The organism is Oscillospiraceae bacterium, assembly GCA_015068645.1.
GTDB lineage: Bacteria > Bacillota > Clostridia > UMGS1840 > UMGS1840 > SIG452.
Window position 1 is genome coordinate 11,933 of sequence record SVKD01000012.1, and the last position, 15,966, is coordinate 27,898.

The 15,966-nt window shown below is 42.4% G+C and carries 15 protein-coding genes; 5 read left to right on the forward strand and 10 right to left on the reverse strand.

Features of this window, described 5'->3' with window-relative positions:
- Positions 1-8 precede the first annotated feature (8 nt).
- From hisA to murJ, 7 genes are read right to left on the reverse strand one after another with little or no spacing between them, the layout of a single operon-like run.
- A complete protein-coding gene (gene hisA, locus E7413_06480) occupies positions 9-719 on the reverse strand; it encodes a 1-(5-phosphoribosyl)-5-[(5-phosphoribosylamino)methylideneamino]imidazole-4-carboxamide isomerase (protein MBE7019502.1) in 711 nt (236 codons plus the stop codon).
- Positions 697-1,608, reverse strand: a complete 912-nt coding sequence (locus E7413_06485; GenBank protein MBE7019503.1) for an RluA family pseudouridine synthase — start codon at positions 1,606-1,608, stop codon at positions 697-699. Before E7413_06485 ends, hisA begins: the two co-directional genes overlap by 23 nt.
- The gene (locus tag E7413_06490) at positions 1,599-2,078 is read right to left on the reverse strand and encodes a DUF4330 domain-containing protein (GenBank protein ID MBE7019504.1); all 480 of its coding nucleotides are present in this window, start codon (positions 2,076-2,078) and stop codon (positions 1,599-1,601) included. Before E7413_06490 ends, E7413_06485 begins: the two co-directional genes overlap by 10 nt.
- 18 nt (positions 2,079-2,096) lie before the next feature.
- A complete protein-coding gene (locus E7413_06495; GenBank protein ID MBE7019505.1) occupies positions 2,097-2,576 on the reverse strand; it encodes a DUF4330 domain-containing protein in 480 nt (159 codons plus the stop codon).
- Positions 2,573-3,685: a glycosyltransferase family 4 protein gene (locus E7413_06500; protein MBE7019506.1), complete on the reverse strand. Its 1,113-nt coding sequence runs from the start codon at positions 3,683-3,685 to the stop codon at positions 2,573-2,575. The genes E7413_06495 and E7413_06500 overlap by 4 nt, the downstream gene beginning before the upstream one ends.
- The gene (locus tag E7413_06505) at positions 3,682-5,214 is read right to left on the reverse strand and encodes a hypothetical protein (GenBank protein MBE7019507.1); all 1,533 of its coding nucleotides are present in this window, start codon (positions 5,212-5,214) and stop codon (positions 3,682-3,684) included. The genes E7413_06500 and E7413_06505 overlap by 4 nt, the downstream gene beginning before the upstream one ends.
- Positions 5,178-6,692: a murein biosynthesis integral membrane protein MurJ gene (gene murJ, locus E7413_06510; protein MBE7019508.1), complete on the reverse strand. Its 1,515-nt coding sequence runs from the start codon at positions 6,690-6,692 to the stop codon at positions 5,178-5,180. Before murJ ends, E7413_06505 begins: the two co-directional genes overlap by 37 nt.
- 384 nt (positions 6,693-7,076) lie before the next feature.
- Between murJ and fba the strand changes: the two genes are divergently transcribed.
- From fba to E7413_06535, 5 genes are all read left to right on the forward strand, one after another.
- A complete protein-coding gene (gene fba / locus E7413_06515; protein ID MBE7019509.1) occupies positions 7,077-7,940 on the forward strand; it encodes a class II fructose-1,6-bisphosphate aldolase in 864 nt (287 codons plus the stop codon).
- A gap of 97 nt (positions 7,941-8,037) precedes the next feature.
- Entirely contained in the window at positions 8,038-8,310 is a 273-nt protein-coding gene (locus E7413_06520; GenBank protein ID MBE7019510.1) for an ACT domain-containing protein, read from the forward strand.
- A 17-nt stretch (positions 8,311-8,327) separates the two neighbouring features.
- Positions 8,328-9,686 (forward strand): PFL family protein, encoded by a 1,359-nt coding sequence (locus E7413_06525; GenBank protein MBE7019511.1) that lies wholly within the window; start codon positions 8,328-8,330, stop codon positions 9,684-9,686.
- Positions 9,687-9,846: 160 nt separating this feature from the next.
- Positions 9,847-10,935: a copper amine oxidase N-terminal domain-containing protein gene (locus E7413_06530; GenBank protein MBE7019512.1), complete on the forward strand. Its 1,089-nt coding sequence runs from the start codon at positions 9,847-9,849 to the stop codon at positions 10,933-10,935.
- A gap of 25 nt (positions 10,936-10,960) precedes the next feature.
- On the forward strand, positions 10,961-13,012 hold the full coding sequence (locus tag E7413_06535; protein MBE7019513.1) for a hypothetical protein: 2,052 nt from the start codon (positions 10,961-10,963) through the stop codon (positions 13,010-13,012).
- Positions 13,013-13,062: 50 nt separating this feature from the next.
- On the opposite strand, the gene E7413_06540 is transcribed toward E7413_06535, so the two are convergent.
- The 3 genes from E7413_06540 to spoIID all read right to left on the reverse strand — a co-directional run bounded on the left by E7413_06540 (position 13,063) and on the right by spoIID (position 15,801).
- Positions 13,063-13,887, reverse strand: coding sequence for a ParB/RepB/Spo0J family partition protein (locus E7413_06540; protein MBE7019514.1), 825 nt, complete (start codon positions 13,885-13,887; stop codon positions 13,063-13,065).
- 140 nt (positions 13,888-14,027) lie between these two features.
- Positions 14,028-14,720: a M23 family metallopeptidase gene (locus tag E7413_06545; protein MBE7019515.1), complete on the reverse strand. Its 693-nt coding sequence runs from the start codon at positions 14,718-14,720 to the stop codon at positions 14,028-14,030.
- 70 nt (positions 14,721-14,790) lie between these two features.
- Entirely contained in the window at positions 14,791-15,801 is a 1,011-nt protein-coding gene (spoIID, locus tag E7413_06550; protein MBE7019516.1) for a stage II sporulation protein D, read from the reverse strand.
- Positions 15,802-15,966 lie beyond the last annotated feature (165 nt).

A 15,966-nucleotide genomic window follows, 5' to 3' on the forward strand; every position in this document is an offset into this window, starting at 1 on the left:
ACTACTGTCTAAATATTTAAAATTGCTTCTTTTAAGTTCACGTTTCCTGTGTAGATTGCTTTGCCCACGATGGCACCATCCACGCCGATTTCTTTTAAATGAACCAGATCCTCAAATGAGCTGACACCACCGGACGCAATCACGTTAATGGAAACGTGATTTTTCATCTGTTCCATTGCCTTTAAGTTGGGGCCTGATAACATGCCGTCGGTTGCAATGTCGGTGTAGATAATGGTGTCGGCACCCATAGCTTCTGCTTTTTTTGCAAGCTCCAACGCACTGATTTTACTGGTATCAATCCAGCCATCAATGGCAGCGTATCCGTCTTTGGCGTCAATGCCCACGGCAACGTGGTTGGGGAATGCCAGAGCGGTTTTTTCAATTTCTTTGGGAGCGGTCACGGCAGAAGTGCCGAAAATCACACGGCTAATACCGTTTTCTAAATATTCTTTTGCTGTTTCAAAACTTCTGATGCCGCCGCCGATTTCAATAAACAAACCTGTTTCTTTGGCGATTTCTAAAATAATGTCTTTGCAGTAGGGCTCTTTATAGCGTGCGCCGTCTAGGTCGACCAAGTGCAGATATTTTGTGCCTTCTTCCTGCCATTTTTTAGCGGCGTCCAAAGGTTTTTCAAAATATACGGTAGTGTCTTCATACACGCCTTTGCAAAGGCGGACACATTTGTTGTCTTTAATATCAATTGCGGGATAAATAATCATCGTAAAAGTCCTCGTTTTCTATGGTTGATAAAATGGTTTCAAAATCGGAAGGGGAATGAATTTCCAACAATTTTCCTGTAATGGGATGAGGAAATTGTGCACAATGGGAGTGTAAGTACAGCCGTTTCGCAGAAATTCCGCCATACATGGTATCACCCACGATAGGATGTCCTATTTGGGATAAATGTACCCGGATCTGATGAGTTCTGCCTGTTAACAACTCCAGTTCCAGCAAAGAAAAATTTTCTTTGCTCATCAGCACGCGGTAGCAGGTATGGGCAGGTTTTCCGTCATCACGGCAGACCCGTTTTAAAGAGGTTTCCGATTCTCTTGCGATAGGAAAGGTGATTTCACCAGACATTTTTTCGGGAACACCCGTTACCAATGCCAGATACAGTTTCCGAAAGGAACCGTTTTGCTTCTGATTGGACAGAATATGATGGGAAAGTCCGTGCTTTGCAACTACCAATACGCCGCTGGTGGTTTTATCCAGCCTGCTGACGGGACGAAAGGGCATCGGACAGCCATTATCCACATAATACTGTGTTACAAAATTGCCCAAAGTTCCGTTTGCCGTTCCTAAGGCAGGGTGAGTGGCGATACCGTACGGTTTGACCACTGCCATAAGGTCACCGTCTTCGTAGAGGATGGTAAAAATTCCTTGCTCGGGTTCGCAGGAAATCTCAGTTTCTTTGGGAAACAGAAGAGTTACCTCATCACCTGCCGATACAGGATGACGTGTTGTGACGGGTTTTCCGTTGATGAGTAGACAGCCCAAATACTTCAGCTTGGTGATAATCCGATGAGAAATTCCTTGTCCTTTTAAGAAATAGTCCAATCGATCGTGATGAGATTGTGCCAAAAAGGAAAGTTTTTCTCTTAGTTCCATTGCAGGTTCTGAACTTCGCACATGCAGTTTGCAAGCAAGGTTGCTGCACGGAACTGACCGCCTTCCACCAATTTCATCTTGCCGATCATCAGATTACCGGTTTCATGCCGGACAGCAGTTGATTTCACGGTGATAATCACATCAAAACGGTCTTCCAAAGGAACTTCGATGGCTTCACCGGTTAAGGTGTTCATGGGATCCGTTGCAGGAACAGACTGAACGTCTTCCACAGTGCCGATGATTTCATTTAAGTCATAATGATAAATCGTGTCTCCTTTTTGAAAGGCGTTTGCGGTGACATCCCGCACAGATTCTATTTTCAATTCGTAGGTAACATCCACGGAGTTGGTTACAGTTTCCTTATTGAATAAAAATTTCATACCAATAGCGAATATCAGCACCAAAATCAATAAGATAACCAGAAAATCAAACAGGTTGATTTTGCCAAAAAGTTTTCCATTCTTCATCATAATAGCATACCTCCTGATTTACTCTGCAATCTTGATATCGGTAACCGTACAGTTTACCAGATAGTCTTCGTTAATCAAAGGGATCATATAACCGATTTTTAATTCGGTGTCTCCCACCATCACTGCCAGGTCGGATATGTCAGCCTCACATTCTGTCACGATATCCACAGTGTAAAGATCGTCTACCGGAGCCTGAATATATTTTTTGCTTTCATAATCTGCAACAGCTCTGGTGGAAGGACGTGGTTCGGAAAGAGACTTGATGGTTCCGAAGGATGTGTTTTTGATATTATCCGAAATTTCGTCACCTTCTGCAATTTTTTTGAGGATGTGTTCTTCCACATCCTGAGCTTCGAAGGTAACTGTTACGTTTTTTTTGTTATTGCGGGTTACCGCAGGGTTGATTTTGGAGATACCGTAAAAGGCAACCACCCCGATGACCAGCAATATGATCAGTTCAATGACGTATTTCATCACATTATTTTTTTTCTTGTTCATTTCATCAAATCCTCATATACTTTCTCTGTATTTTTTGCCATCAGTTCCACGGTGAAACCCTTTTGATAGGTTTCTTTTGCGCCTTGCCCGTATTTGGAAATAAGGGCAGGGTTTTCTTTCAGTTTTTGAATGGCATCTGCCAAGGCAGAAGAATCGTTAGTGGGGAAGACAATCCCGTTTATCCCGGTCTGAACCAACTCGGGATTTCCGCCGTAATCGGTAGCGATGCAGGGAATTCCCAAAGAATATGCTTCCAAAATTGCAAGGCTGCAGGCTTCGGTGCCGTAGGAACAGTTTAACAGCACGTCCGTGGCATACAGCAGATTGGAAACATCGGATAAGAATCCGGTGAAGATAATAGAGTCTTGTAATCCTTGTTTCGTTACCATATGTTTTAAGGCTTCTTCCTCCGGCCCTGTTCCGGCAATCAAAAATTTTAAGTTGGTGCGATCAGGAAGTTTGGAAACTGCTTCCACTAAATATTTGTGCCCTTTTACGGGATTTAATCTGGCGCTGATGGAAAAGACCAAATCGTTTTCTGATAAGCCAAACTGCTTTCTTGCGGCTTCCTTCTGTTCATGAGTGGGAGTAGGAATTGCTTCCACACCGTTGTATACTACGGTAATTTTTTTTGCAGGAACGCCTGTGTCTGTCTGATTTTTCTTTGCTGCTTCGCACACTGCAATGCTTTGGTTGCAGGTGAACGCCGTAATCATACGATTAACCATCTTGCCAATGGGCTTTGTGAAGAAACCGGTAGGTTCAAACACGCTGTGACGGGTATATACAATTTTTTTCACGTTGCTGCCACATTTTGCAGCCGCCACTCTGGCAGACATAGTGCCGTGTGCATGAACAATATCCGGGCATTCCTGTTTGAAAATGCGGTAGAGGTTTTTTACCCCTTCTTTGGAATAACTCACATCGGCAATGCCGTCACATTCCATTACGTTAAGGCCTGCTTTTTCGTAAAGAGGTTTCAGCTGGGACCCGGTGGGAACAACCGCTTTTACCTGAAAACGGTCTTTGTTATGATAGCGGAAGTATTCTACGATCCATTTTCCGGCACCACCAATGTTGGTATCGGAAATCACCATTAACACTTTCATTTTGTTTCCTCCTCTCCCACAGCAAATAAGGATGCTGCCAGACTTAAGAATGCGAAGAAGAACATATAAATTCTGTAGTTATAGAAAGTGTTGTCAAAGAAACTCTGAATTAAGAAGGCGGTAAATCCACTGATTAAAGCAACCGCTAACACTCCGAGTTCTTGGGATTTGGGATGCTTATACACCATAAAGAGTTGTTTTAAAGTGAAAAATGCCAACGAGATGAACACAATAAATCCGAAAATACCGGTTTCACAGAGTTGATGGAAATATAAACTGTGGGAATGGGGTGCCATAATGGCATTATAAGCATATGGAGCGTAGGACATTTCGTAGGAATAATTTCCCAGACCAACTCCGGTTGGCCATAATTTTTTCAACATATCCACGGAGCCTCTCCAGATGTACACACGATAGGCAGTGGAGTTGTCTTTCAGGTTTCCGATACTCATAAAACGATTCAAAATGCTCTGCGGCAGTACCAGAAGTGCGAAAGGAGATGCCAACACAATGGGAACCAGTGCTTTTCTGTAAAGCAGGATGATAAACAGTCCCATACCGGCAATCAACCCTAACCAGCAACCTCGGGAGTAGGTCAGGATGAGGCAGCCGAGAGCGGCAACCGTGCAGACACCGTACACAATTTTATGTAGCTTTTCTTTGGCGATGATACACATAGCCAGCGCCAGAGGAATTAAAAACAGCAAATATTCTCCAAACACGTTGGGATTCTGGAATGTGGAATAAATACGTCCGGAAATGTCGGTGAACAAATTGGTATCTGTCCAGGTGGTCATTTCGTAGCTACCGGTGATATACTGGAGATAACCGTAAGCACACACTACGATACCGGACAGGGTGAAGTAGGAAATGCTCATCATGAGTCTTCTGGGAGTGGAAACAAAATACCGTACCACATAATACAGGCCCACAAAAACGAAATAGACCAGGAAAATCTGAAGTTTATCGGGAGATTTTGAAATCAAGAGCCCATAAACCAAGGCGATCAGGTAGAAACCAATCAACATGTCGGTGACAATCGGTTTGGTCTGTTTCAGATTTTTTTCAAAGTCTGCTTCCAAAAAGGCGAATCCCAGTGCCAGCAGGCACAGTGCAACTACCGCCATTGTGGGAAGGATTCCAGCTAAAAACAGCACCATCAGGAAAATTAAGAAGGAAAAACTGTAACCGGAAGAATCCGCGTGGAACCAATTTAAAATTTTGCTGGTGCTTACAATTTCGGTTACCGTGGTACCGGTACACCAATTTTTTAAGCTGCGATAGGTGAAACTCTCTGTAATCAGATGGCTGATCCAACCAAAAAACTGGGCGATTTTTCCCATCAGTTTTGCGGTTTTGGATTCTCGGAACGCTTTTGTGGGAAGATCGTTCATAAACAGTTTATACAGAAAAGTTTTCCGGAAGGGAATTAAAAAGAACAGATAAATCTTTTGAAAGATTTTGTAGATTTTACTGTTTTTAAAACAGGTCATCATCGTTTCATCACTCCTTTCAGTTTGTTGCGCCATTCACGTTGGGTTAGCAGCAATCCAACACCATATACGAAAATACCTGCCAGAGCGGCAATGCCAACTGTGGCGATATGACCGATCACATTTCCTTTTAAGGGAATTATGCTATAGGTAAGAGTACACACAGGGAACATCACAACCCCAAGAAGTACACAACCTAATATCGAGAACAATTCTTTGGTTCCTAAGAATTTTAACTGTTTGTTTAAGAGAATCAGAAGCACTGCACTCATAAATACCGCCGTTAAGCTGGTAGCAAGAGCAAGCCCGAAGGATGCCATTGTGTTTTTTAACACATAGGATAAGCCAATGTTAAAGAGGATAGCAACGCCTGCAGTGATAGAAGGAATAAGCATTTTCTTTCTGGCGTAGTATGCCTTGTTTAATAAGTCCAGCAGTCCGTAGAAGGGGATTCCTAAGGAATAATAGAAGAATGCTCCTGAGGTTAAGAGTAAATCGGTATCGGTAAATTCCCCTCGTTTGTACACAATTTCAATAATGGGTGTTTTAAATGCCAGCATCAACACCGTGATGGGGATTAACACCGCTACAATCAGTAAAAACGAAACACGAAGGGTGTTGTTGTATGCGTCGCTGTCTTCCTGCACCGACTGTTTGGAAAGACGGGGGAAAATGTAGTTGGTTAAGCTTACCGTAAATACGCTGGATACAATCAGATACAGCTTGTTTGCCCAGTTTAAGGTGGAAAGTCCGTGAGGAATTTCGGAGGCAAAGGCATTGTTGATAATGGTGGAAATGGGTTGAATCCAAGTTCCAACCATAACGGGGATAGCCAATTTCACCACCGTTTTTAGTCCCTCGTGACGTAAAACAGGCTGATAATGGAATCCCTTTTTGATTGCCACGGGAATCTGGATGGCAAACTGGAGTACCCAGCCCACTACCAAAGATACTGCCAGACCGTTGATGCCGAATTTGTCATTTAAGAAGAATAAATACAAAATGACAATTCCGTTGGACACTAAGCTCATAGCGGCAGGAATAGAAAATTCGCCTTTGGACTGAAGCAGTCCCACCAGCGAAAACGCCAGGGAGGCAAACACAATCACGGGAAGCATAATGATTAAAAGATGGATTGCCAGTTCCCGCACCTCTCCTGCAAGGCCTCCTGCCATTAAGGTGACCAAATCGGAAGCAAACAAGACTAAAATTCCCGTCAGCACCACTGAGCCTAAGAATATCACATTCAAAAAGGCAGATGCAAAACGGTCGCCCTCTTTCACACCGTCTTTTTCTAAGTAAGTGTTATATACCGGGATGAATGCCGAGCTTACCGCCGAGGCAAATACAATGTCGAATAAATTTAAAGGTAGTGCCGACACACCGTAAAACGCTTCGGCTGCACCGGAGGAACCGTACAGACTGGCGATGAGCATTTCTCTTCCTTGACCCATCAACTTGGAGAGTAAAATCATCACAAACATAAAGCCTACGGTTTTGATTGATTTTTTCATAAAAAATACCTTCGCTTTAAACTATATAATTACATAACTATCTAATTATATAATTTACCATATAATATAAGAAATGTCAATCATTCCGAGCTTATTTTATGGGATTTTTCATGAAAAACCACTCGGATACTGTTGCGTAGATATTGAAAATTATCACACTGTAGAGGACGATGCCACCTTGTCCCCTACATTTTTATTTGTCACATATCACGAAAAAAAGAAAAAACGGTGTCAAAATTCGTGATAAACGGAGAAAATGAAAAAAAGGACAAATTTTTTGAAAAAATGTTTGCTTTTTTTTTCACAATGTTGTATAATGGATACGATGTAAAAATTTGTATTAAAATTTTATCATATAAAGAAAATTTCAGGAGGAATTTTACGATGTTAGTATCCGCAAGCGAAATGCTCAAAAAAGCAAAAGAAGGCAAATATGCAGTTGGTCAGTTCAACATCAACAACTTAGAATGGACCAAAGCAATTCTTCAAACTGCACAGGAATGTAACTCTCCCGTTATCTTAGGGGTTTCCGAAGGTGCAGGTAAATACATGACCGGTTTTAAAACCGTTACCGCTATGGTAAAAGCGATGGTAGAAGATTTAGGCATCACCGTTCCCGTTGCTCTGCACTTAGACCACGGTTCTTACGAAGGTGCAAAAAAATGTATCGAAGCAGGTTTCTCTTCCGTAATGTTTGACGGTTCTCACTACGGCATTGAAGAAAATATTGAAAAAACCAAAGAAATCATTGCTATTGCAAATGCAAAAGGTATCTCCGTGGAAGCAGAAGTTGGTTCCATTGGCGGTGAAGAAGACGGCGTTGTTGGCGCAGGCGAAGTGGCAGATCCCGATGAATGTAAACTGATTGCAGATTTAGGTGTGGACATGCTGGCTGCAGGTATTGGTAACATTCACGGTAAATATCCTGCAAACTGGGCAGGTTTAAACTTTGAAGCGTTAGATGCAATTCAGCAGAAAACCGGCACTATGCCTTTAGTTCTGCACGGTGGCACCGGTATCCCCGCTGATATGATCAAGAAAGCAATTTCTTTAGGTGTTTCCAAAATCAATGTAAATACCGAATGTCAGTTAAGCTTTGCAGAAGCTACCAGAAAATACGTGGAAGCAGGCAAAGACTTAGAAGGCAAAGGCTTCGACCCCAGAAAACTGTTAGCACCCGGCGTGGAAGCAATCAAAGCAACCGTAAAAGAAAAAATGGAACTGTTTGGTTCTGTAAATAAAGCGTAATTTTTGAGAATTTTTTGACAATATCAATCAATAAATAAAAATCCCCCCGATTTTCCCGGGGGGATTTTTGTCTAAAAACGGAAAGGAACGAATAAACATGGAAAAAGCAGTATTAACTGTTATCGGCAAAGACAGAACCGGGATTATTCACGGTGTATCCGGCGTTTTATTAGAAGCGGACATCAACATTATGGATATTTCTCAGACCATTATGCAAGATATGTTCACCATGGTGATGCTGGTGGATATCGCCAATTCAAAAGTGGAATTTACTGCGTTAAAAGAAATCCTTCGTGAAGAAGGCAAACGCTTAGGGGTGGAAATTACCATTTGTCACGAGCAGATTTTTAACTCTATGCATAGAATCTAAGAAAGGACTGCCCGACGATGATAAATAATTACGAAGTAATTGAAACTTTAAAAATGATTAACCAGGAAAACCTGGACGTAAGAACGGTTACCATGGGGATTTCTCTTCGTGACTGTGCTCATTCTGACCCGAAAATTGCCTGTCAGAATATTTATGATAAAATTACCAAATATGCCCAAAAATTGGTTCCTGTTGCCGAAGGCATTGAAGCGGAGCTTGGAATTCCTATTGTGAACAAACGAATTTCCGTGACTCCCATCTCCTTGGTGGCAGAAAGCAGCCATACCGATAACTATACCTGCTTTGCCGAAGCTTTGCAAAAAGCGGCAGACGAGGTTGGTGTCAATTTCTTAGGTGGATTTTCCGCATTGGTGCATAAAGGCTTGACCAAGGGGGATGATATTTTAATTAAATCCATTCCCGAAGCGTTGACCGCAACCAAAAATATCTGTTCTTCTGTTAATGTGGCGTCCTTAAAAACAGGTCTTAATATGGATGCTGTCAAAAGAATGGGGGAAGTGATTGTAGATTTGGCACATCGCACCAAAGATCAGGACAGTATCGGTTGTGCAAAACTGGTAGTGTTTGCCAATGCGGTGGAGGATAATCCCTTTATGGCAGGTGCATTCCACGGGATTGGGGAACCTGAGTGTGTGATTAACGTGGGCGTTTCCGGCCCCGGTGTAGTACATTCTGCCCTCAAGAAAGTAAAAGGAGCAGACTTTGAAACCGTGGCGGAAACCATCAAGAAAACTGCATTTAAAATTACCCGTACCGGTCATTTGGTTGCTCAGGAAGCGGCAAGAAGATTGGGCGTACCCTTCGGTATTGTGGATTTAAGCTTGGCTCCCACTCCTGCCATTGGCGACAGTGTGGCAAGAATTTTAGAAGAAATGGGGCTGGAACGTTGCGGCACCCACGGTACCACTGCGGCGCTGGCTCTGTTAAACGACGCAGTAAAAAAAGGCGGTATGTTTGCAAGCTCCTTTGTAGGTGGTCTGTCCGGTGCATTTATTCCTGTTTCTGAAGACGAAGGTATGATTGAAGCAGCCGCAATGGGTGCATTATCTTTGGATAAATTAGAAGCAATGACTTGTGTTTGTTCTGTAGGTCTGGATATGATTGCCGTTCCCGGCGATACTCCTGCTTCCACCATTTCTGCCATTATTGCAGACGAAGCGGCAATCGGTGTGGTAAATCAGAAAACCACTGCAGTTCGTGTGATTCCCGCATACGGCAAAAAAGAAGGGGATTACGTAGAATTTGGCGGATTATTAGGCAAGGCACCCGTGATGGGCGTGCATCCCTATAGTAGTGAAGAGTTCATTGCCCGTGGCGGAAGAATTCCTGCCCCCATCCAGTCTTTGAAAAACTAAGGCTTGATAAAAGAACATAAAACACCAAAAACATATTGCTTATGTTTTTGGTGTTTTGTATTTGTAAAAAAATTTTTTCTGCCAAAAAATAAAATACCAAATTATGGGAACAAATCCATGAATATTCCGTCTGTAGAAATGTATCAAACATTTTAATAATATGATAAAAAATTCGGAGGAGAAAATCATGAAAAAAATGGTAAGTCTTTTGGTAATGTTTGTGTTGCTCTTTAGTATGGGAACAATGTTCACTGCTTTTGCGGAGGACGGCATTCGCATTGTGGTAAACGGGGAGGAAATTTCCTTTGATGCAAAACCCTTTATTGAAGAGGGCAGAACCATGGTTCCGATGAGAGCCATTTTTGAAGCGATGGGTGCTGAAGTTTCCTGGGATGCTGAAAATTACACAGCTACCGCAACCAAAGGGAACCACACAATTAGTTTTTCTATTGATAGCACTTGGATTTTTGACGCAGGTTTTGTAGCGGTTAACAATTGTGAAGTGGCACCAAAAATTGTGGAAGACAGAACCTTTGTACCGTTACGTGCTATCGGAGAAACCTTAGACTGCAATGTAGCCTGGGACGAAGCCACCAGAACTGTTTATGTGGACGAAAAAACTTCTCCCATGGAAGTTGTTTATCAAACAGAACAAATCGTTTTGGATACCGATCACGAAGTTGCAAAAATTGCAGTAAGTTATACCTATCCTGTAGTCGTTGACGGAAAAGACTTTATGACAGCGGAAAATGTTGCACTGTTGAATCAGAAGATTGCCCAACAAAGAAGTGAGCTTGTGGATGTGCATGCCTATGCAAATACCTTTGCACGAGAATTTCCAGTAATCATTGAACATCAGTCATACGGTTATCCCACGATTGAATTGGATTTTACCACCAGACTGTATACCAGCGAAAAATACGGTACTGTCAGCATTCTGACCGGTGTTAATATGCCCTGGACAGGTGGCTGGATGGACGGTGTAACTTTGGATAAAGATACCATGTTAAGAAAAGAATTGCACGAATGTTTTGCCGATAAAGAGCCCGAAGAATTGTATAACGAAATTTATAGCGACTTTTTAAGCTACGATGAATATGTCAGATACGGAAAAGAATCCTTAGCGGCTGTTCCCGGTGTGGTTCCGTTTGTCATTTCTGATAACGATTTACGGGTATATATGTCCAACATTGAATTGACCGGTGTGGGTAGAGTGAATGGCTATTTTACCGCTATTTTAGAATATTAACATTTCTTAGAAGGAGCTATTTGCAATGAAATTAAAATCAGTTCTCTCTTTGCTTCTTTGTTTTTTACTGTGCTTTTCGCCTGCGTTTGCCCAGAGTGAATCGGAAAGTATGCAAACAGCACTGGAATATGCAAAAACAATCCTGAATGTTCCTGAAGAATATACCGAGTTTACCTATCGTGCTCAGACTGCACCGGATGGTGAAGTAAGCTGGATTTTTATCTGGTCGGGTGAAAACAAAGGGGATATGCAGGTTTATCTTAGTGAAGATGGGTTTGTGTCTGCCTATTATTCTTGGATTTATGCAGATTCTTATGATGAAACCTTGGCAAACTATACCCACGAGGAAGCAAGAGAAATTGCCAAAGAGTTTATCCAAAGAGTGAATCCCGAATTATATCCTTATCTTCGGGAAGTAACACCTGACGGGGAGAACAGAGATTCCCGTACAGCATATTTTACCTTCCAGGAATTTTGCGGAGAGATTCCCGTATTTGCTAACACGGTTTCTGTGACGGTGGATAAATATCACGGGAATGTCAAAAGTTACCATGGCACGAGAAAAGCAGAGGGATTGCCTGAAACTACTGCTTTATTGAAGGAAGAGGAAGCAAAAGAAGCATACCTGCGTGACATCGGTGTTCAGATGGAATATCGGATGTACTATAATTCAAAAGACAAAGCTTTTACGGTGTTTCCTGTATATTCCTTAAAAGATACCACGGGGAAAGCGATTGATGCGGTAACCGGTGGGGTTGTGGAGCCGTATTTTTCGGAAGAATCTCCTATGTATGGAAGTACCAACGGAGCTATGGACAATTCTGCTTCCAAGGAAGAATCTGTTGAAGTCGGATTTTCGCCTGCGGAACTGGAAGCACTTTCCAATGTGGGTGAGGTGTATTCCAAAGAAGAAGCCTTAACGATTGCAACCAAAAAAATTCCTGCTTTAGAGGAATATACTCTTCAGACAGCTTCCTTGCATCAAAATTATCGGGATGAAACCAAGCTTTATTGGTATTTCGATTTGAAAAAAGAGGACAACAGCTACGCAGATGTGCAGCTGGACGCTAAAACCGGACAGTTGATTAGTTTTTCGATGCCTGAGGAACCTTCGGAAAACAAATCTTTCAGCCGAGAAGATGCCAAAGCAGTAGCAGAAGCATTTTTCAAAACAGAAGCGTCTGATGTGTTTGCACAGACCGCCTATATGGAAGAGGGACACTACGGTATTTCTCCCGTGAAGGAGGAACAATTCCCCTCTTCCTACTACATCACCTATCAACGGATGGAAAACGGTATTCCCGTAAACGGAAATTATCTGAATGTACGGGTGGATTCTGCTACCAAGCAGGTAGGCTCCTTCAACCGTTCCTTCACGGATAACTTGGATTTTCCGGATGTTTCTTCTGCTATGAGCGAGAAGGAAATCTTAGAAGTGATGGATCAAAAAATGGATTTTGTCCAGACTTATATCCCCGTAAAAGACAGATATGTGCTTGCATATACCTTCCAGAATGCAAGCGGTACTCTTTTTGATGTGTATAGCGGAAATCGCTTAAATTACAGAGGAACTTCCATTCAAGAGACCGTTGTTCCACAGTATACCGATATTGCAGGGCATTGGGCAGAAGAAATGATTCTGGCGTTGCTGGATAACGGTTACTATATTTCAGAGAACGAGTTTCGTCCCGATGAAGTAATTACCAAAAAAGAATTTTTGCAATTTTTTTTGAGATACAGCTCCGATTTGGATGACGATATCAAACAAATGATTGCAGAAGTGGAAGGAATCCCTGTAGAGCAAGTAAATGTTGATGCGGTGATGACGAAAGAGGAATTGAGTTGCTATTTTGTTTATCAGTTAGGGTATCAGAAGATTGCAAAAAAAGACGAAATTTTCCGTTATCCTTTCCCCGATGAAGCAGACGCCTCCAATTCTTTGAAGGGGGATATCACCATTTTGGCAGGACTTGGTGTTTTCAAGGGAAGTAACGACGGGAATTTCTATCCCAAAAAACAGTTAACTCGTGCTGAAGCAGTGAGTGCGATCTATCATTATTTTGTTAATGCACAATAAAAACTGAGATAAAAAAGCTTGTGCCCGCAACATGCGAGCACAAGCTTTTTTTAGGAGGATGCAGGGAATTGGGATTTATCAATGCGGATAATATACTCAATATAGGAATCTGTTTCGCTTTTTTTTGTGTCGGCAGGAACGCCGGCTTTATTCATCATTTCCACTGCCTGCTTTAGGGTGTTGGAAAAAATGCGGATATCCCGAAAGAGGGGAATCATTCGTTTTTCTTTTCGTTCTTTGGACACTTTTTCCGATACCAGACTGTCAATATAGGCATCGGTTTCCATTACATTCAAATTCTTGGTAATAATCTGATGGAGCACTTTTTTTTGTAGTTCTTCATTGTCCATTCGCAGCAATGCCCGACAGTGACGTTCACTTAACTGATGTTCCACAGCCAGCGCTTTGATTTCATCGCTTAAACGGAGCAGACGAAGCTTGTTGGCGATGGTGGATTGCTTTTTCCCAAGCTTAAAAGCCAGCTCGTCCTGAGTATATGCAAATTCCCGAATCAGTTTGTCGTAGGAGATGGCTTCCTCAAAAAAGGTAAGGTCTGCTCTTTGCAGGTTTTCGATTAAGGCAACCAAAGCGGATGCATCTTCATTTACATTCATCACAATCACGGGAACTTCTTTTAATCCAATGAGTTTTGATGCTTTTAAGCGACGTTCTCCTGCAATTAATTCAAAGGTGCTTTCATTGAGTTTTCGCACGGTTAACGGTTGAATGATTCCGCAGGCACGAATGGATTCTGCCAGCTCAAACAATGCCCCTTCTTCAAAAATTTTGCGCGGTTGATGGGGATTCTTTAAAATATTTTCTGTGGGAACCGTAAGAATTCTGTTTTTTTGAGGTGTTTTGGGAAAAAGATTCATTGTTTTTTCTCCTTTTGCTGCATGAAATGAACGAAAATGGAAATATTTTCCAATTGCGACTTTATTATAGCAGAAAAAGAGAGAAAAGTAAAGAAAAATCGTTCGACATTTTTCGCCCGATCTCCTTGCAATGAAAGGATTTATTGCAAAGGAAGAGCGTTATAAAGATACTCTTGAGGATTTGTCGGCTCTCCGTTTTGTTCCAGCTCAAAATGCAGATGGCTGGGCAGATGCGCTTCAAAGATTCCTACCTCTCCTAAAGTGCCGATTTGTTCTCCTTGGGTGACCACCTGACCCACGGTGACGGCTTTGTCGTTTTCCAGATTGCAGTATCTGGTCAGGTATTCGCCCTCGTGGGTCAGTTCCACGGTGTAACCGGTTTCATAATCGAAGCTGTTTTTGGAAACAATTCCATCAGCCGCTGCCAAGATGGGGGTTCCTTTTTCTCCTCCAAAATCAATTCCCGTGTGAATGCGGTAGTCCCCATAGGTTGCCTGAAATACCAGAATATCCTCTGTGTAATCAGACAGCACCTCTGCTCCCGATACGGGAAGTGCTATCTGAAAGGGTGTCGGAGTGGGAACAGGGGTTGGTTCTGCAGTCGGTATAGGTGGTAAAGGGGTTGGTGAGGGCGGCACTGTGGGAAGTGGAGTCGGTTCCGGTGTGACAGCTGCCGTTGGTGTGGGCAGAGCTTTTTTTATCAGGTCGGTGTTAGTTTTTAACGCCAACTCTTTTTCCAGGTGGGTGGTTGTCGTGTGGGAGATTGTCATAGTAATTACGGTGATGATTCCGGCGGCGCTAAGTAGGGTAAGAAATGTTTTGCCTTTTTTCATAACTTCATTGTTCCTTTCTGAAAAAACTGATTGTTATGAAAATTGTAACCGATTGATGGAATTTTATACATTACAGGGAGTCAATTTCAACACCCGTGTAGTATTTTTTTAAGATTTGTTCGTAGGTGTAGCCTCGCTTGGCAAGGTGATTGGCGCCGTATTGGCTCATTCCTACGCCGTGACCGTATCCTTTGGTGGACACTGTGATACCATCTGTGATTTCCACAGTAAAATTCGCAGAACGTAGTCCTAAAAGGGAACGAAGCTCGGTTCCGGAAAAGGAAGTACCGCAAATAGATACGGATTTTACGCTTCCGGATTCGTTTTTTTCCCAGTGGGAAAACCAATTTTTTTGATCTTCGGTGAAAGAAACGGTTTTACTTCCTGCATTAATTTTTTCTTGAAATTCCGAAAAAGTAAAGGTTTTGGTTTCCTGATAGCGGGGAGAATCTTCTTCTCCCTCTGATGTTACCGATACCAGATATGGAACAGGATTTCCCCACACATCTTCGGCATTTTCTGTTATACCGGAAGAGGTGGAATGAAACACCGCAGAAATTGGTTCGCCGTTGTAGACGAGAATCTGATTTTGGGTGCTGTCTACCGCTTGTTTAATTTTTTCAAGCTGCTCCGGGCTTTCTGAAAATTTTTGGGAAAGCTCGTCGGGCGATAAATATGCTTTGCAATGAGAGGAATCAGAGCAGACATCTGCATTGGGATGGTCTTTGTTGGGTGATTTGGAACGGTTTACGGTGTAGGTTCTGGCGGCAACTGCTTGGGCTTTTAAGGCTTCTGATTCAAAAGATGCCGGCATTTCGCCTGCTACCACGCCGTAAAGGTATTCTTCTAACGGAAGCTTTATGGGAGTATTGTTATGCAATAAGGTGATTTCGGTCTGCGGTTGTGCGGCAACGGGCGGCACTTTGGACGGCGTGGGGGTTTCTTTTTGGTAATGGGTTCCAAAGCTTGCAAACAGCAGAGGAATCATCCAGATTACAAGAAACAGGAAAATTCCTGCAATCAGCGGAAAAAAACGGTTCTTTTTCATTAAAAACTGGCCTTCTTTCGTTGGTTTTTTCATAAGATTTTAGCAGGGAGAGGGTTTCTTTGTTAAAATCAAAAAAATTGCTTGCTTTTTTTTAGAAGTTATTGTATAATATTATTTAATGTATATGTATGACCATTTATCAGTATACCTCGGGAAGTTTGGCTTCCTGTAATCTTCCAAGAATCCGATTGGTCATCA